Source organism: Hydrocarboniphaga sp. (assembly GCF_028291725.1).
GTDB lineage: Bacteria > Pseudomonadota > Gammaproteobacteria > Nevskiales > Nevskiaceae > Hydrocarboniphaga.
Window position 1 is genome coordinate 35,624 of record NZ_JAQGNT010000022.1, and the last position, 17,393, is coordinate 53,016.

Genomic DNA, 17,393 nt, shown 5'->3' on the forward strand with positions numbered 1-17,393 from the left:
CAGCAGTGTGCACCAGCATGTCCCGAGGGAATTCATGTGTCCCGAAAGCAATGTTGCAGCGGCCGACATCGCGGACCCGGGCCAGAGAAATGCCGCCGCGATCACCGCTCAGGACCTCATTTCATAAATACGCCCACGTACCAATCCCTTCTCCCGCTTGCGGGAGAAGGTGCCCCGAAGGGGCGGATGAGGGGCTTTGCTCTCGCCAAAGTCAAAAGAGGCCGCGGTTGCGCATCGGGCTTCACACGTCGGCAACGGATTGCCGACCTACGCGGCGGCCGCTGCTTAGAGCAGCCGCGTGCCGATCGCCTTGACCTCGAGGAATTCCTCGATGCCTTCCAGGCCCCATTCGCGGCCCATGCCGCTCTGCTTGTAGCCGCCGAAGGGCAGGTCGCCGGTGATGCTCATGCCGCCGTTGACGCTGATGGTGCCGGCGCGGATGCGCTTGGCGATTTTTGTCGCACGTTCCTCGCTGCCGAAGACCGCGCCGCCGAGGCCGTAGATGCTGTCGTTGGCGATGCGCACGGCGTCCTCGTCGTCATCGAAAGGAATCACGACCAGCACCGGTCCGAAGATTTCTTCCTGGGCGATGCGCATGTCGTTGCGCACGTCGACGAAACAGGTGGGTTCGATGAAAAAGCCCGTGCCCTTGTCGGTGCGCACGTTGCCGCCGGCGAGCAGCCGCGCGCCTTCGGCCTTGCCGATCTCGACGTAACCCTTCACACGTTCGAGCTGACGCTTGGAAATCAGCGGGCCCATGATGCAGGTCGGCTCGTCGAAGTTGCCCCACTTGCTGGCATAACCGGCGTAGGCCATTTCCAGCGCTTTCACCGCTTCCTCGTAGCGCTCTTTCGGCACCAGCAGGCGCGTCGGATAAGCGCAGCCCTGGCCGGCGTGGAAGATCACCATCGAGCCCATCACCGTCTGCGCGAAGTTCGGCGCGTCGTCGAGCACGATGAAGGCGGATTTGCCGCCCAGTTCAAGGAACACGCGCTTCAGCGTTGCGGCACCGTTTTCCATGATCTTCTTACCGACGCCGGTGGAACCGGTGAAGGAGATCACGTCGACGCGCGGGTCCCGGGTCAGCATCTCGCCGGCCATCGCAGGATCGGAGCCGGTGACAATGTTCAACACGCCCGGCGGCAGGCCGGCTTCGACTGCGAGCTCGCCCATGATCGCGGCCATCGCGGGGGTATCGGGCGCGGGCTTGAGGACCACGGTGCAGCCGGCGAGCAGCGCGGGAATGACCTTGCCGATGTTGACGTACAGCGGCACGTTCCAGGGCGTGATCGCGCCGACGACGCCGACGGCTTCATGAGTGACGAGGCGCTTGGTCTCGAAGCCCATCTCCTTGCGCACACCGCGGTCTTCTTCCCATTTCACGTTGGCGAAGCATTCCAGCACGCCGTCGGCGCCGTTGAGCGCGCCGTCGATGTGCGCACGGAACGCGGCACCGGGAGCGGCACCGGCTTCGAGGCGCGCGATCTGTACCAGGCGATCACGATTGGCAACGAGCACGTCACGGTACTTCTTCATCAGCTCGTAGCGATACCGGTGTTGGTTCGACCAGTCGGTGTCATCGAAGGCCCGACGCGCGGCGGCGATGGCCTCCTCCACGTCTTCGGCCGAGGCATCGGCCGCCAGGCCGATGACTTCGCCGGTCCAGGGACCAATGTTGTCGTAAGTCTTGCCACCCTTGGCCGGGCGCAGTACACCATCGATGTACAGCTGGGATTCTGGAAGTAACATCTTGTCGTCCTCGTGGAGTCGCGTGTGTGATGCGCGAGTGAAGTTCTGATCTCTGGCTGATTTCTAAGCGATGGCCGCGATGGCGTGATGTGCGGCCAGATAGGCCCAGGTCAAGGTCGGCCCGATACTGCCGCCGCCGCCTGCTTCCACCGGCCCCATGACCGACGCGGTGGAAGTGCCGGCGGCATACAGCCCGGGGATCGCGGAGCCGTCCGCGCGCAGCACGCGTGCCTGCACGTCGGTGACCAGGCCACCGAAAGTGCTGACGTCGCCCGGATAGATCTGCATCGCGAAGTAAGGGCCTTGTTCGAGCGTGCCCAGACATGGCGAGGGCCGGTGCAGCGGGTCGCCTGCCGAGACTTCGTAGGCGGTTTCGCCGCGCTGAAAATCCTCGTCGCGCCCCTTGCGGACAAAGCCGTTGAAGCGTTCCACGGAAGCCTGGAGCTTGGCGGCATCCATGCCGCATTCGCTGGCCAGCGCTTCCAGCGTGTCCGCCTGGCGCAGGAACCTGGAGTCGAACCAGGCCTGCGGCTTCTTCGAGCCGGACATCGTACCGGCCAGCATGTACGTGTTCAGGTACTGACTGTCGATCACCAGCCAGCTTGGCACGGCCGGTACCGTCTTGTTGCGCTCCAGCATTCCTTTGCAGAAATCGACCGTGGGGCCCGATTCACGGATGTAGCGCACGCCGCTCTGATCCACGACGATGGCATGCGGCTTGGACATGTCGCCCTGCATGGTCGCCGGTTTCGGCCGATCGGCCGGCGGCAGTGCGATCTGGTAGGCGACGCGCTCGCTCATTTGCGCGACGGCAGCGCCGATACGCAGGCCCTCTTCGATCATCTCGCCGGTATCGGTGTCGGGAACCAGCGACCAGGCTGTAGAGGTCCCCGGGACGAACTGATCGCGCATGCGCTGGTTCTGCGCGAAGCCGCCGGCGTTGATCAGCACGCCCAGGCGTGAGCCGATTTGCCAGTCGGTGCCATCCTTCTGCGTCAGCACGCCGGTCACGCGGCCGTCTTCTACCAGGATCTGCTTCACCGGCGAGTTCAGGCGGATTTCGGTGCCGGCTTTGAGCGCAGCGTGCAGCATCTGGGCCTGCAGCGCGCGGCCGGCGGTCACCCGCTGCCTGCCGGTGATCTTGTCGGCGAGCGCGCGTCCGATCACCCGGAACAGCACCCTCTTGGCCGCCCAGCTGCGCTTGAAATTGGGCAGCTCCATGGCCTCGTCGAGATTCGCCGGCAACGGCAGGAAACCGGGACGCAGCTTGGTTTTCCAATCGCCGAGCCGGTTGATATCGAACAGCTCGGACACCACACCGCGACCGGGCACTGATTCGCCGGGCAACCGGTAGTGATCCGGCCACGAAGGCAGGCGCCGCAGACGGATTCCCTGGCTGACCAGGAAGTCGATCATCTTCGGTGCCGCATCAATGAACGCGAGACGCCGTTGACGGCTCGCACCGGGCATGTTGGCGCGATCGCCGACGACTGCATCAAGATAGGCAATTGCCTGCTCGCGACTGTCGGGGATGCCTGCTTCCTTCATATAGCGATTGTTGGGAATCCACATCACGCCACCCGACGTCGCCGTGGTGCCACCGACCAGAGCCGCTTTCTCAAGGATTAGCACGCTCTTGCCGGCCGCGCGCAGGGCCAGCGCGGCGCAGAGTGAGCCACCGCCGCTGCCTACGACAACGAAGTCGAAAGTCTCTTTCATGGGGGAGCCCCTCAGCCAGATTTCCGCGCGTGCAGCGTGATATGTGCGGCGTGCAGGTCTTCCGGCAGATCGATCAGTGCACGGAACACGTTGGTGACCGAGGTGAACTGTGAGATCGGTCGGTCGCGCAGGTTGATACCCGCTTCCATCGCGGCCTTGCCGAAGCGCATGCGGTCTTCCGGCGGCACGTCCCAGGTCTTGCCTTCCTCCATCATCTGACCGGCGCGTACCGAGGTGACGCGGATGCCGCTGGATTCGAGTTCCTTTTGTAGACCGAGCGAAAAGCGCTCCAGGCCGGCCTTTGTGCTTTGGTAGAGGATCAGGTGCGGGAACGGCAGATCGACCGACTCGCTGCTGACGTTGATGATGTGGCCGCCGCGGCCCATCAGGGCAATGGCGGAACGGGCGCAGAGAATGGGGCCGCCTAGGTTGGTGGCAATGGTGTGCAAAATCTGCCCGTCCGTGGCCTCCGCCACCGTGAACGGTGCGAAAAGCGCGGCGTTGTTGACGAGCACGTCGATGCGCGGATGGCGCTCTGAGATTTCGGCGAAAGCGGCCTTCACCGAATCTGGCGACGAGACATCGCAGGCAAGCGCGAGGGCGCTTCCGCCGATCTCGGCTGCTGCCGCGTTCACCTTCGAAAATGTGCGGCCAAGCAACACGACCTGATCTCCCTCGCTGGCAAAGCGTCGCGCAAGTGCGCGCCCGAGACCTACTCCGGCTCCGGTGATGACGATGATCTTCGACACGTTTTTCTCCTGATTTTCCAAGTTGTTCTTAGGCTTTCGGATACACCGACAGATCACCGCCATAGGCGACACCGCCGGGCCAGAAACGCTTGCCGCTGATCTTGCTGAAATAGTGCACGGTGCGTGCGGTGGAGCCTGCGGACGAACGCGCCTGCATCGCGATGCCGCTGGGGCTGCGTCCACCCGCGCGCGCGCTGAAATCCTTGATCGTGAACAGCAGATCGTCGGTCTGCTGCGCGCACAGCACCAGCTGGTCACCCGGGCAGTAGCGGCGCGGCTCGATCTGCAGCTCGGAGAGTTGGCCGCGCTTCATGCCGACATGGCCGGGCACGTTGATCACCTCGATACTGTGCACTTCGTCGTACCACTTCTGGTACTCGGCGAAACGGCCGATCGTATAGTTGGCGAGGATGATGCTGATGCCCGACAAGGGCTGATCGCGCTGCCAGTTGGGGCTGATCTTCCAGTCGGAATACATCCTGTAGCTGTAGATGCGCTCGCTCTCGTCCTCGTCCGCGACCAAGCCGGCGTCGCGCGCTTCGGCCAGCAGCGGGCCCAGCGCCGGCAGGTCGATCGCCGGATTCGGCAGGTCGAAGTCGTAGACGCTGAGGTAGCGCCAGGGCTGCGGGATGTCCACCATGATCTGGATCGGCGACACCTCGAAGCGCTCCGCGCTGACGAAGCCGCGCAGCGCGGCCAGCGCCTTGCCGTGCGGGCCGTCGAACCAGGCCGCATATTCGGGCTCGCGGCCCGCAGGCACGTTGTGCAGGTGAAGGGTGGTGTAGAGAGCCATCGCGGTCGTTCTCCCGAGTTTTCGACTTATGAGCTTGGCGCAGCGGGGTGCATGTCGATGTGCAGTCGCGTCAGGCGTGAAGCGGCGATCTTCCACTCGCCGTTCTGCCGTACATAGCGTTCGTGATAGTGGCCGTAGCCGGTGAGCCCGGCAACGCCCAGTCGCACAGCACGCTCGGCACCCCACAGCACGCGGTCCTGCATCGCCCAGATCACGAGCGCCTCGTCGTCACTCATGAAGTCGATCTCCGGCGAATGCACCTGATGCGCGGTACGCGCGGTGCCGACCGACGACTGGACCAGTTCCATCGCGGCCTCGCGGCCACGAATTACCGGCAAGGACGAGCCATCGCTGACATCGAGTTCGAAGTCCTCGGTGAACAGGCTGGCGTAGCCGTCCCAGTTCTTGGTATCCAGAAAGCGGCAATAGCGCGCCTTGACCTGGCCGATGGCCATGGTGGCGGCCAGCTTTTCGATTTCGGTCATGGCGGGCCTCAGGTTAGCGACGCGCCTGCGTCGACGGTGAGCATCTGGTTGGTGACATGGCGCGCCGCGGGCGACGCGAAGAACAGCACCGCCGCGCCGATGTCCTGGGGTTCGCACATGCCCAGCGGCGGCTTGCGCCGGCCCGGGCCCGCGGTGGCGGGTCCGCGCGCTCCGATGGCGCCGGGTGTGACCACTCCGCCCGGCAGCACGGTGTTCACCGTGATGCCGTGCTCGACCAGTTCGAAGGCGCTGGTCAGGCTCAGCGCGACCAGCGCGCCCTTGGACGAAGCGTAGGACGCAAGCCCGACCACCGAGGGTGTCCGCGCGCTATTGGACGCGATGTTGACGATACGGCCGCCGGCGCCGCTGGCGACCATCGCGCGAGCGATCTCGCGGGTCATCAGCAAGGGGCCGCGCGCGTTGACCGCCATGATGCGGTCCCATTCGCCGACGGTGGTTTCGAGCAGCAGCTCGCGGTCGTGCAGGCCGGCGTTGTTGACCAGCAGCCACGGCGTGCCATGAGCGGCGATGACCTCGGCACAGGCCTTCACTACCGAGGCCTCGACAGCCAGATCGACGGCAACCGCATAGGCACGGTGGCCTTGCTGCTGCAGCGCTTCCACGGTGCGGCCAGCAGCACTAGCGTCGCGATCGGCGATCACCACGCTCGCACCGGCCTGCGCGAGAACGCCCGCGATACCGGCACCGATCCCGTTGCCGCCACCGGTAACGAGGGCCAACTTGCCGCGCAGGTCGAAAGCAGCTGATGCACCGGTCATCTTTCTCCTCCCTTGTCGTTCTCGTGATGCGGGGCGAAACCCCGCTGCTTCGGCACCGCCTTTCGCAATCCGCCGGTGCCTGCTCCCGCTACAGCTACTCCTCCTGCTTTGCGTTCAGGCGAGGGCCTCTTCACCGACCAGCGTGGTGCGGTGCATCATGCGACCGCTCTCCAGCGAATACGGAGTCACGCGGTGCATCACGCCGGTGTTGTCCCAGATCAGCAGGTCGCCGACGGTCCACTGGTGCTGGTAGACAAACTGGCGCTGCGTGGACCATTCCAGCACCCGGCACAGCAGCGCGCGGCCTTCTTCGAAGCTCATGCCTTCGATGTGTGAAGCCGTGGCGCCCAGGACCAGCGACTTGCGGCCCGACTGATGCGTCCAGACCAGCGGATGGACCTTCGGCGTGTTGCGCTGCCACATCTGCAACTCGGCGTAGGACGGCTCCGGATTGATCATGCGCTGCGCCGTTTCGAAGCTGTGCACCACGCGCAGATTTTCGAAAGCCTGCTTATCTGAATCCGGCAGGCTCTCGTAGGCCGCGTAGGTATTGGTAAATTCGGTCTGGCCGCCGGTATCCGAGAGTTTCTTGGCGGTCAGCAGCGAGGCGCGCGTCGGCACAAGGTCGGTCGCGCCGTCGATATGCCAATAGAACGAGCCTTTCAGATATTCGGCGCCCGGGCTTTCCTTCGGGTCGATCGATATCTTCATGATGTAGTTGTCGCCCTGGGGCAACACGTCGCCTAGCGTCTTGGCGAACGCCACCTGCTGTGGGCCGTCCAGAAACAGCTTGCGGAAGATGACCACGCCGCGCTGTTCGAGGAGGTGGCGGATTTCGGCCGCGCGCGAGCCGCTCAGCAGGGTGTCGACATCGGTCTGGATCTCGGTGCCGACGAGAGCTGTAAGGTCGATGCTGCTGAAAGTCATTGTTATGGTCTCTTCATTCGCAGCTGGGGATACCGGTCCGCGACCGCGGGTATCTGAGCATCGGCTGGCTGCCTTGCCAGACTTGATCAACAGGGTCGATTATGACAGCCACCGGAGCCTCACGGCGCAAGGCAAGGCGGCCCGCGATCAGTTGCAGGTAATTTTATGACAACTGGTCGACACTGTTGTTGGTACGGCGATTGTAGGATACATTTACTTAGCAGGCTCAGCAAATATAAAATGCCCTGAGTAGAAACCGGCTTGGCAATGCGGGCGATCCTGTTCCGGCCCCGTTTGGCCGTGCCCACAGTCGATTGCGGCTCGTGCATCAGGAGGAGACCATGAAGATTCGTATCGAGAAAGCATCCTGCGTCGGCAACGCGCGTTGCGCGGCCGTCTCCGAGGAGCTGTTTCCGCTGAACGACGACGGCTACATCGCAGTCGACGCTGTGGACGTACCTCCGGGGATGGAGCAAATCGCCAGGCGAGGCGCGCGCGCCTGCCCCGAACGCATCATCTTTGTTGTCGAAGAAGAATAGTTCCAATGACGATGGCTGGTTGCTGCCATCCATTTATTTCTTGATCAGCAAGCACTGCAGGAGCGCCGGATGACCGACTTTCTCGGATACAGGAACAAGCGGGTGGTGGTGAGCGGCTGTTTTTCGGGTATGGGCGAAGCGACGGCGAAGTTGCTGCTCTCGCTCGGTGCGGAGGTGCACGGTCTGGACTACAAAGAATCCAAGCTGGGCTTGGCTTCCTTCAACAATCTGGACCTGCGCGATCCGGCCTCCATCGATGCCGCCGTCTCGAGGATCGGCGGCAAGGTGGACGCGCTGTTCAACTGCGCCGGCCTGCCGCAGACCTTCCCGGCGCTCGACGTCATGAAGGTCAACTTCGCCGGCACCCGTCATCTGACCGAGAAAGTGCTGCCGCTGATGTCCTCTGGCGGCGCCATCGCCAGCATTTCATCCAATGGTGGGCTGGGCTGGAGCCGCCGCATACCAGTGCTGATGCAGGCGATCGCGCTTCAGGGCTTCGACGCCTTCATGAAGTGGTGCGACGAAAACCCCGACACGGTGCGCGAGGGCTACTCCTTCTCCAAGGAGCTGGTCATCGCCTGGACCATGCTGCAGTCGCAGAGCCTGATCAAGCAGGGCATCCGCATCAACTGCACCATGCCCGGCCCGACGCAGACGCCGATGATGTCGCACTTCGAATCTGCCACCAAGGCTTCGGTGTTGGAGGCGGCCGCGCAGCCGATCAACCGCCGCTCGACTCCGGACGAGCAGGCAGGTCCCCTGGTATTCCTCAACAGCGACGCGGCAGGCTACGTCAACGGCTTGTGCTTCTATGTGGACGGCGGTTTCATGGCCGGGATTGCCACCGGGCAGATCGACATTCGCTCCCTCATGGGCGGCTGATCCGCCGCCATCGTTTTTTAGCCGGAACCGGGTCCGCCCGGTGCCGACGTTGGAGAGTTTCAGATGACCACCGCCGCTTTGAGCCCCGCCGTCCCCAAGCCTGCACACGTTGCGGACGCGGTGGTGTACGACTTCGACATGTTCCAGGACCCGGCCTACGTGGCCGATCCGCACAGGCGCGTGCTCGACATGGTGAAGCATGCGCCGCCGGTATTCTGGACGCCGCGCAATGGTGGCCATTGGATGTTGGTGAGCCACGAGGCCAACTTCGTCGCGTCGCGTGACGTGGAGGCTTTCTCCAACGGCTTTGCCACGCCGGCCGAGTTGAGCGCGATACAGTTGCGGATGCCGCCGGGCACGCCGCATATCCCGTTTCCGCTGCCGATCAACATCGATCCGCCGGACCACGGCAAGTACCGCCTGCCGCTGCAGCGCGTGTTCTCGCCGAAGACGATCAACGAGCTGAAAGACAGCATTCGCGTGCTGGCGGGCGAACTGATCGACAAAGTTGCTGCGCAAGGGCATTGCGAGTTCATGGCCGCGGTCGCCGAGCCGCTGCCGGTGGTGGTGTTTCTGAAGATGCTCGGTCTGCCGGTCTCGCGCATGGAGGAATACCGTGCGCTGGTCGCGGAGCACATGTCCGATCCCACGCCTGATCCGATGGACAGCATCAAGAAGCTGTGGAAAATCACCGCGCTGCTGCGTGATGACGTGCTGCTTCGCAAGGATAATCCGCAGGACGACATCATCAGCATGTTGTGGAAGGCGGAGATCGACGGCAAGCCGACCACTCTGGACGACATGGAGAACTACATGGTTCTGCTGTTCCTTGCCGGCCTCGACACGGTGATGAACGGCATCGGCCACGGCATTCGTCATTTCGCGACGGATCTGGCGCTTCAGGACGAACTGCGCAAGAGCCCCGAACAGGTCGGAGACGCTTCCGAGGAGATGCTGCGGCGCTACACGTTCACGGTGCCGCCGCGCTTCGTCAAGAAAGACATGGAGTTCATGGGGCTGCAAATGAAGCGCGGCGAGCGCGCCATGCTGTTCCTGCCGGCCGCGGATCTCGACCCGAAGGTGTTCCCGAACCCCGACACTTACGACCTCAAGCGCGAGAACAAGACGCACATCGCGTTCAACGCCGGCCCGCACCGCTGCCTGGGCTCGCATCTGGCGCGCGTCGAACTGCAGATCGTCTACGAGGAAATGCTCGCGCGCCTGCCGCGGTTCCGGCTCGATCCGGCGAAGCCGCCGACTTTCCATTGCGGTCACGTCGTCGGCGTCAGCACGCTGAATCTGGTCTGGCAGGCTTGATATGGCTGGCTACGCAGCGACATCGACTCGCCCGATTCCCCGGCTCGACTCGGACAACCGGGCTTTCTGGACCGGTGGCGCTGTCGGCGAACTGAGAATCCTGCATTGCGCGGATTGCCAGGGCTACACGCATCCGCCACGGCCGGTATGCCGCCATTGCCTGTCTGAGCGCGTGGCGCCGAAGGCGGTGGCCGGCTCTGGCGTCGTCGATACGTTCACGGTCAACTACCAGAAGTGGTTCCCGGCCATGGAAGTTCCTTTCGTCATCGCGCGAATCGCGCTCGATGGCGTTCCCGGCGTGTTCCTGACGACCAACATCATCGGTTGCCCGGTCGATGCCGTCGATATCGGCGATCGCGTGCGCGTCGTCTTCGAGCAGCACGGCGATGTTTATCTGCCCTTGTTCGAGAAGGCTGACTGATGAAGAACGTCGAGGCGTACATCACCGGCGTAGGGCAATCCGAAGTCGGGATGAAGCTCACGCGCCATCCGCTGCTGCTGACGCTCGATGCGGTTCGCGAAGCCATGAACGAGGCCGGTCTGACGATCGGCCAGATCGATGGTGTCTCCACCTATCCGGGGCGCGTCGCCGCGATGCCCGGCTTCTCGCCGGTGGGCGCCGACGAACTGGTCGACGCGCTCGGCATCCGCGCCACCTGGTACGCGGGCGGCGGCGAAATCACCTCGCAGCTCGGTGCGGTGGTCGCGGCGGTCGGTGCTATCCGCAGCGGTCAGGCGCGGCATGTGGTCTGTTTCCGCACGGTCTACGAAGCCGCGGCGATGGCGCGGCCGGACGAGTATCCGATGTGGCGCCGCGACAGGGTCGAGGGCAACTCGCAGTGGTTCTCTCCGTTCAATGCGCTGTCCGCCGTGACCTGGACCGCGCAATACGCGATGCGCCACGTCAAACGTTACGGCCTGACGCGCGAGCAGCTGGCGCAGATCGCGCTGACCGATCGCGCGCATGCGCTGCTCAATCCGCGTGCGCTGGTACGCGAGCCGCTGACCATGGATCAGTACATGTCGGCGCGCATGATCAGCTCGCCGATGTGCCTGTACGACTGCGATCGTTTTACGGACGCCTCGACCGCGCTGATCGTATCGGCGGGCGACGCGCTCGACGAAGTCAGCTGCACGCCGATCCGCATCGCGGCCATGGCCGGCACCGTCGAGCGGCTGAGCTGGGATCAGGCCGAGTGGATGGCCTGCTATGCCACCGGTGTCGACCTGTGGAAGCGCACGGACTACAGGCCTGCGGACGTCGACACCGCGCAGCTCTACGACGGCTTCAGTTTCCAGACGCTGGCCTGGATCGAATCGCTGGGCTTCTGCGAGGTCGGTGAAGGCGGCAAGTTCATCGAGGGCGGCAAGCGCATCGCACTCGATGGCGAGCTGCCACTGAACACTTTCGGCGGCCAGATCGGCGCCGGTCGCCTGCATGGCTTCGGCTTCGCCCACGAGGCGGTGACGCAGCTGCGCGGCAAGGGCGGCGCGCGCCAGATTCCGGGCGATCCGCGCGTTGCGGTTGCCGCCTCCGGCGGCGGCCCGCTGGCTACCGCGCTGCTACTGACCAAGGATTGAGGCGATGCAAGCGCTTGCGCTCGAATCTCTGCCTGGTTTCCGACGTCGCTTCCGCGTGACGCCGGGGCCAGGCTGGGTGCGCAGCGAAGTCGAGGACGACTATCACTGCATGGGCGTGACTTTGCATCACGACGGCAAGTTCGTCACCGCCATCGATCCCGAACTGCTACGCGCGCCGTGGACGACCTGCCCCGGCGCGCCGGCACAGCTCAAGCAGACGTTCACCGGCGTGGCGCTGGATGCGTTTGCGGCGCGCGGCGACAAGACCGCCAATTGCACGCACCTGTACGACATCGCGCTGCTCGCTGCCGCACATGCTTTGGATGCGCAGCCGCTGGTCTACGACGTGCTGGTCGCCGATGCGATCGATGGGCAGCGTCGTGCCGAAGTGCGTCGTGACGGTGTGCCGGTGCTCGCCTGGACCGAGTCGGCGTTCCGCATCAGCGAGCCCGTCGAGCTGGCCGGCATGACCTTGGACAAGCTGCGTCCGTGGATCGACAGCTTGACACCTGACGAACAGGAGGCCGCACGCCTGCTGCGCTGGGCCAACATGATTGCCAACGGCCGCCAGATTCCGATCGAGCAACAGTCGGATGCGAAGCGCATGCCGTCCAATTGCTACACCTTCCAGCCCGAGCGAAAAGTCATCGCCCGGCGTGTCGGCGTCATTCGCGATTTCAGCAAGGGAAGCGCGCAACCGCTCGATGGAATGGCAGTTGATCTCTAGTGCCCGGAAGACCAATCTACTTGTCGCGGTATTGTTGTAAGGAGGCCAGGATGAAGATGAACGATATGGTGATCGTCAGTGTTGACGATCACATCAGCGAACCGGCGGGCATGTTCGACAAGCACCTGTCGGGTGACGATCTGGCGAGCGCTCCCAAACTGCAGACCAGCGACAACGGCACCAACTATTGGGAATACCAGGGCATGAAAATGCCCTCGGTGGGTCTCAACGCCGTGGTCGGCCGTCCCCTGGACGAGTACGGTATGGAACCGACCGCGATGGAGCAGTTGCGCAAAGGCAACTACGACGTGCATGCACGGATCGACGACATGAACGTCAACGGCATCGCCGCGTCGCTGAACTTCGGCAGCTGTGTCGGCTTCGACGGCGGCCGCTTCCACAAGGCGCAGGACAAGGCCAAGGCGCTGATCCACATGCGCGCCTACAACGACTGGCATATCGACGAATGGTGCGGTGCCTATCCGGGCCGCTTCATCCCTTGCGGGCTGGTACCGACCTGGGACATCAAGGCCACGGTCGAAGAAATCAAGCGCATCGCCAAGAAGGGCTGCATGGCGATCTCGATCAACGAGAACCCGACCGTGCAGGGCCTGCCCAGCATCCATAATGCCTACTGGGAGCCGCTGTGGAGGGCAGTCACCGATCACGAAATCGCCATCTGCCTGCACATCGGCGCCGGCAACCCGGCGCCGCATGCTTCGATGGAGTCGCCGATCGAAGCCTGGATCACGACCATGCCGATGTCGATCGCAACCGGCGCGGCCGACTGGCTGCATCTGGCGGCGCTGGAACGCTATCCGACGATGAAGATTGCGCTGTCGGAAGGCGGCATCGGCTGGATTCCGTACTTCCTGGAACGCGCCGACTTCAGCCACGCGCGCCACAAGGCCTGGACCCATTCCGGCTTCAAGAACACCAGGCCCAGTGAAGTGTTCCTGCGGCACTTCATGACCTGCTTCATCGACGATGCTTTCGGCCTGCAGAATCTGCAGTTTCTCAATGAGGACATGGTGGCCTACGAATGCGATTACCCGCACTCCGACAGCCTGTGGCCGAACGTGCCGGAGACGCTGTACGAGAGCCTCAAGCATCTGAGCGACCTGCAGATCGACAAGGTCACGCATGCCAACGGCATGCGCTTCTTCAACTTTGACCCGTTCAAACACCACAAGCGCGAACAGCTGACGGTCGGCGCCTTGCGCGCCAAGGCCATTGCGGCGGGCGTCGATGTCACGCCGAAGTCGTCCGGCGGTGCCGCACCGCTGGCCGAAGGCGAGGCGCCACGCGTGATTACATCAGGTGATCTGATGCGGATGTTCTCGCAACATGCCAAGGCGGCTTGAGTACCTAGCAGAGAGCGGCCTGGCGCTCGCGGAGCGCCAGGCTTTCAATACCCGGATTTGCCAGATTTGAAGGTGATGTCATGAGCGACGACAACGATACAACCGAGCTTGCAAGCCAAGCGCGCAAATACTGGTCGGCCGAGGGTTACACGGCCGGCGGTACCATTCGAGAAGTGGACTACGCATCGCAGTCCAACGGTCTGCATCCCAGCCTGCAGGGGATCAAGATCGTCGACTGCGATACCCATGTCACCGAAGCGCCGGATCTGTTCACGTCGCAGGCGCCGGCCGGCCTGAAGGACAAGATGCCGAAGGTGCGCCGCGTCAACGGCGTCGATCGCTGGTTCGTCGGCGACCGCGACTTCGGTACGCTCGGCGGCAACGTCATCCGCAAGGACAACAACAAGCTGCTCGGCCGCCTGGCCTTCCAGACGATCGATGAAGGCCACGCCGGCGCACACGACACCAAGGCGCGCCTGCAGGCGATGGACGACATGGGCGTCCACGCGCAGATCTGTTACCAGAACTCCGGTGTAACACAGCCTGGCTCCTTGATGTCGCTGGGCGACAACGAGCTGGCGGTGGGCATCATCAAGGCCTACAACGACGCCGCCGCCGCGCGTCAGCAGGAGTCGGGCCAGCGCCTGTTCACGCTCGGCCACCTGCCGATCTGGGACAAGAACGCGATGGAGGCCGAGGCACGCCGCTGCCAGGATATCGGCCTCAAGGGCTTCGTGATTCCGGATACGCCCGAACGCATGGGCCTGCCGTCGCTGCTAGACGACTACTGGACGCCGTTCCTCGAAATGTGCGACGCCGAGGGCCTGCCGCTCAACTTCCACCTCAACCTGTCGGTTGATCCCAACTCGATGGCCTGGAAAGGCTTTGCATTCGAGCAGACTCTGTCGGTCGTCGCGACGATGTTTTCGATCTGCAATGCCGCCACGCTGGGCAACTGGATTGTCAGCGGCCGTCTCGACCGGCATCCCAAGCTCAAGATCGGCCTGATCGAAAGCGGCATGGGCTGGGTCCCGTTTGCACTCGAAGCGCTTGAGCACCAGTTCGATGAAATGCTGGCGAGCAAGAAGTCGATTGCCAAGCGCCGGCCCTGGGAGTATTTCCAGGACCACTTCTGGGTCACGTACTGGTTCGAGAAAGTGGGGCCGAAGCTGCTGCTCGAGACCATCGGCGTCAACAAGGTGCTGTTCGAGACTGACTTCCCGCACCCGACGTCGCTGTATCCGGGCGTGCAGGAGCACATCGTCGACACCCTGGGTGGCTACAGCTACGACGTGAAGAAGCGCGTGTTGGAACGCAATGCTGCAGAGCTTTACAAGCTGCCGTTCTGATTCATTCAGTGGGTCAATGGAAAAGGCGCCGCAGAGACTGTGGCGCCTTTTTGAATGGCGAGTCCTCGTAGTCCTCGTAGGGCGGGAGCATCCCGCCTTCCGCGGCGTGGGGGCGGACGCGAAAGGCGGGCTGCTCCCGCCCTACTCCGATGCGGGTGGGTTCAGTGCGGCGTCCACCGCGGCGATCTCTGACTTTAGCCACATCGTTTCGCTGAGATTGGTGCCGCCCGATTCCTTCAGCAGTAGGTGCAGAGCGTCGTTCTTCACCGCCAGTGCATCGGTCTGCTTAGGCTCCACCGCGAGCGCGATGTCGAGCAGGTGCAGTGCTTCGAGCGGCTTGTTGTCGGCGACTTTCTGCTGCGCGCGCGCAGCAAGAACCGCGGCGCCGCCAGCGAGTTCGGCCAGGTCGGCATTCACCGCCGAGCGCGGCACGCCGTAGAGGCCGGTGGTCGAGTCCTCGTAGTGGAACCAACCGGCCAACTCGTCCCAGATGCTGCGCACGGCCCAGCGCAGGTTGCCGTGGTACTCGCCGATCTTCAGTTCCTCGGGCAGGCGCACTTCGCGCATCAGCGCGTGCACGGTCGTGCCGGCGTTCATGCCGTCGACCACGGCCTGCTTCAGGAACGACACCGCCGCATGCATCTTGTCGAGGCTGGCGCGGATGTGGTCCGTGCCGCGGATGGGTTCGCCGTGGCCGGTGATCAGCAGTTCGGCGCCGAGCTTGCGCACGATATCGAGCGAATGCAGGTAGCGCGTCACCAGGCGCGGACGGTCGCCGCGCATGGTCACCAGGTTCGGCATCGCCAGGAACACCGGCCCGAACAGGTTACCGGTGAACACCACGCGTTCCTTGGGCATCCATACGACGAGTGATTCCAGCGCCTCGCCGCCCGGCGTCGAAATGACTTCAAAGCGGCGACCGCCCTGTTCGAAGGCGTAGCAGCGGTCGACGACGATGTCGGGGATCACGCGCGGCGGCTCCGGCGGCTTGCTGCCGCGATTGAGCGTATTGGCCCAGAGCTTTGCCGAGCGGCGCTTCAGGAAGGGGCCGAGTTCGTCGAAGTAGTTCCAGTTGTCGACAAAGCGCTTCTCGCCGATGACTTCGGTGCCGGACTCGGTCAATGCCGGCACGCCGCCGTAGTGATCGGCATGCGCCTGCGTCAGCACGATCTTGCGCAGTGGACCGCTGCGACGCGGCGCCAGCAGCTTCCTGGTGCGCTCGGCGTTGTCCATGAAGCCGGTGTTGACCATCACGTCGCCGTCGGACGTGTTGATCAGGTAGGCGTTGGAGATGTCCTTCGCCATGAAGATGAAGTCGGTGATGACCTCGGCTGCGGTCTGCTGGCTGCCGGCCATCACCAGGTTGGCCAGCAGTGGCTTGCCTTGCTCTTTTGCGCCCGGCGTGCTCATGCCTTGAACTCCACCATGACCTTGGCCGACTGCGGGCTTGCCGCGACGCCGAAGGCCTCGACCACTTTATCGAACGGGAAGCGGTGGCTGATCAGGCCCGCGATCTTGTCGCGCAGACGCGGCAGCGCGGCGATCACGTCCGGCATTTCGGTGGGATAGCCGACGGCGGTGGTGATGTTCATCTCCGTGGTCAGCATCGCGCCCAGGTCCAGCGGCACCGGCTTGCTGTGCGCGGCAGTGATCACCAGGCGCGACTGGAACTTGGCCATGCGCACTACGTCGGAGACGATGTTCGGCGCGCCGGCGGCGTCGATCCAGGCATCGGTGCCGACGGTTTCGCGGCTGAACACGCGGCCCTTGCCGTGCAATTCGATCAGGCGGGCACGCAGGTCTTCCTTGGTCGGGTCGAAGGCCGCGCGTGCGCCGAGCGCACGGGCGCGTTCGAGCCGTTCCGGTGCCAGATCCAGTGCCACCACGTCGGTGATGCCGCGGTCGAGCAGCCACAGGATCATGCCCAGGCCGATCGGGCCGCAGCCGAATACCACGACCTTGTCGCCGGCCTTGACCTGCATGCGGTTGACGCCATGCATCGCCACCGCCAGCGGCTCGGTCATCGCCGCGATGTCGTAGGGCAGGCCCTCCGGGATCGCCAGCAGGCTGTCGCCGAACTTGGCGCCGCGCACCAGCAGTTCTTCGGTGAATGCGCCTTCCGGCCCGCCGCTGCCGACGTAGCTGGGCGTGTTCATCGGGTTGATGATGACGCGCTGGCCGACTTCGAGGTTCTCGACCTCCTTGCCGACATACATGACTTCGCCGGCCGCCTCATGGCCCAGCGGCGTGACGCCGCCGGGCTTGCGATGAATGCCGCCGACCTTGATGTAGGTGAGGTCGCTGCCGCAGACGCCGCAGGCCCTGACCTTGACTACCACGTCCTCGGGCCCAGGCTCCGGCCGCTGATATTCATCCAGCCGGAAGTCGTTGACTTCGTGAATGTTGAGAACATGTCCCATCGTCGTTGCTCCT

17 protein-coding genes are annotated in these 17,393 nt (G+C 63.9%); 8 read left to right on the forward strand and 9 right to left on the reverse strand.

Features of this window, described 5'->3' with window-relative positions:
• Window positions 1-285: 285 nt before the first annotated feature.
• The 7 genes from JWQ90_RS05515 to JWQ90_RS05545 form a co-directional block, all read right to left on the reverse strand.
• Window positions 286-1,749, reverse strand: a complete 1,464-nt coding sequence (locus tag JWQ90_RS05515) for an aldehyde dehydrogenase family protein (RefSeq protein WP_299690485.1) — start codon at window positions 1,747-1,749, stop codon at window positions 286-288.
• A 63-nt stretch (window positions 1,750-1,812) separates the two neighbouring features.
• Window positions 1,813-3,468: an FAD-binding protein gene (locus JWQ90_RS05520; protein ID WP_299690487.1), complete on the reverse strand. Its 1,656-nt coding sequence runs from the start codon at window positions 3,466-3,468 to the stop codon at window positions 1,813-1,815.
• A gap of 11 nt (window positions 3,469-3,479) precedes the next feature.
• Window positions 3,480-4,217, reverse strand: a complete 738-nt coding sequence (locus tag JWQ90_RS05525) for an SDR family oxidoreductase (RefSeq protein ID WP_299690490.1) — start codon at window positions 4,215-4,217, stop codon at window positions 3,480-3,482.
• 28 nt (window positions 4,218-4,245) lie between these two features.
• A complete protein-coding gene (locus JWQ90_RS05530) occupies window positions 4,246-5,010 on the reverse strand; it encodes a hypothetical protein (RefSeq protein WP_299690492.1) in 765 nt (254 codons plus the stop codon).
• A 26-nt stretch (window positions 5,011-5,036) separates the two neighbouring features.
• Window positions 5,037-5,495: a nuclear transport factor 2 family protein gene (locus JWQ90_RS05535; protein ID WP_299690494.1), complete on the reverse strand. Its 459-nt coding sequence runs from the start codon at window positions 5,493-5,495 to the stop codon at window positions 5,037-5,039.
• 8 nt (window positions 5,496-5,503) lie between these two features.
• Window positions 5,504-6,274, reverse strand: a complete 771-nt coding sequence (locus tag JWQ90_RS05540; RefSeq protein WP_299690497.1) for an SDR family NAD(P)-dependent oxidoreductase — start codon at window positions 6,272-6,274, stop codon at window positions 5,504-5,506.
• Window positions 6,275-6,388: 114 nt separating this feature from the next.
• Window positions 6,389-7,201: a TauD/TfdA family dioxygenase gene (locus JWQ90_RS05545; RefSeq protein WP_299690499.1), complete on the reverse strand. Its 813-nt coding sequence runs from the start codon at window positions 7,199-7,201 to the stop codon at window positions 6,389-6,391.
• A 341-nt stretch (window positions 7,202-7,542) separates the two neighbouring features.
• Between JWQ90_RS05545 and JWQ90_RS05550 the strand changes: the two genes are divergently transcribed.
• From JWQ90_RS05550 to JWQ90_RS05585, 8 genes are all read left to right on the forward strand, one after another.
• Window positions 7,543-7,740: a ferredoxin gene (locus JWQ90_RS05550; protein WP_299690501.1), complete on the forward strand. Its 198-nt coding sequence runs from the start codon at window positions 7,543-7,545 to the stop codon at window positions 7,738-7,740.
• Between the two features lie 69 nt (window positions 7,741-7,809).
• On the forward strand, window positions 7,810-8,622 hold the full coding sequence (locus JWQ90_RS05555; protein WP_299690503.1) for a coniferyl-alcohol dehydrogenase: 813 nt from the start codon (window positions 7,810-7,812) through the stop codon (window positions 8,620-8,622).
• Between the two features lie 63 nt (window positions 8,623-8,685).
• On the forward strand, window positions 8,686-9,939 hold the full coding sequence (locus tag JWQ90_RS05560) for a cytochrome P450 (RefSeq protein WP_299690506.1): 1,254 nt from the start codon (window positions 8,686-8,688) through the stop codon (window positions 9,937-9,939).
• A 1-nt stretch (window position 9,940) separates the two neighbouring features.
• Window positions 9,941-10,360, forward strand: a complete 420-nt coding sequence (locus tag JWQ90_RS05565; RefSeq protein WP_299690508.1) for an OB-fold domain-containing protein — start codon at window positions 9,941-9,943, stop codon at window positions 10,358-10,360.
• Window positions 10,360-11,520, forward strand: coding sequence for a thiolase family protein (locus JWQ90_RS05570; protein WP_299690511.1), 1,161 nt, complete (start codon window positions 10,360-10,362; stop codon window positions 11,518-11,520). Before JWQ90_RS05565 ends, JWQ90_RS05570 begins: the two co-directional genes overlap by 1 nt.
• Before the next feature lie 4 nt (window positions 11,521-11,524).
• Complete coding sequence (locus JWQ90_RS05575) at window positions 11,525-12,247, forward strand: hypothetical protein (protein ID WP_299690513.1); 723 nt, start codon at window positions 11,525-11,527, stop codon at window positions 12,245-12,247.
• A gap of 50 nt (window positions 12,248-12,297) precedes the next feature.
• Window positions 12,298-13,611 (forward strand): amidohydrolase family protein, encoded by a 1,314-nt coding sequence (locus tag JWQ90_RS05580; protein WP_299690515.1) that lies wholly within the window; start codon window positions 12,298-12,300, stop codon window positions 13,609-13,611.
• 80 nt (window positions 13,612-13,691) lie between these two features.
• On the forward strand, window positions 13,692-14,960 hold the full coding sequence (locus JWQ90_RS05585) for an amidohydrolase family protein (protein ID WP_299690517.1): 1,269 nt from the start codon (window positions 13,692-13,694) through the stop codon (window positions 14,958-14,960).
• Between the two features lie 141 nt (window positions 14,961-15,101).
• Here JWQ90_RS05585 and JWQ90_RS05590 read toward each other — a convergent pair whose 3' ends face one another.
• Complete coding sequence (locus tag JWQ90_RS05590) at window positions 15,102-16,370, reverse strand: MBL fold metallo-hydrolase (protein ID WP_299690520.1); 1,269 nt, start codon at window positions 16,368-16,370, stop codon at window positions 15,102-15,104.
• Window positions 16,367-17,380, reverse strand: coding sequence for an alcohol dehydrogenase catalytic domain-containing protein (locus tag JWQ90_RS05595; RefSeq protein WP_299690523.1), 1,014 nt, complete (start codon window positions 17,378-17,380; stop codon window positions 16,367-16,369). Before JWQ90_RS05595 ends, JWQ90_RS05590 begins: the two co-directional genes overlap by 4 nt.
• Window positions 17,381-17,393: the final 13 nt, after the last annotated feature.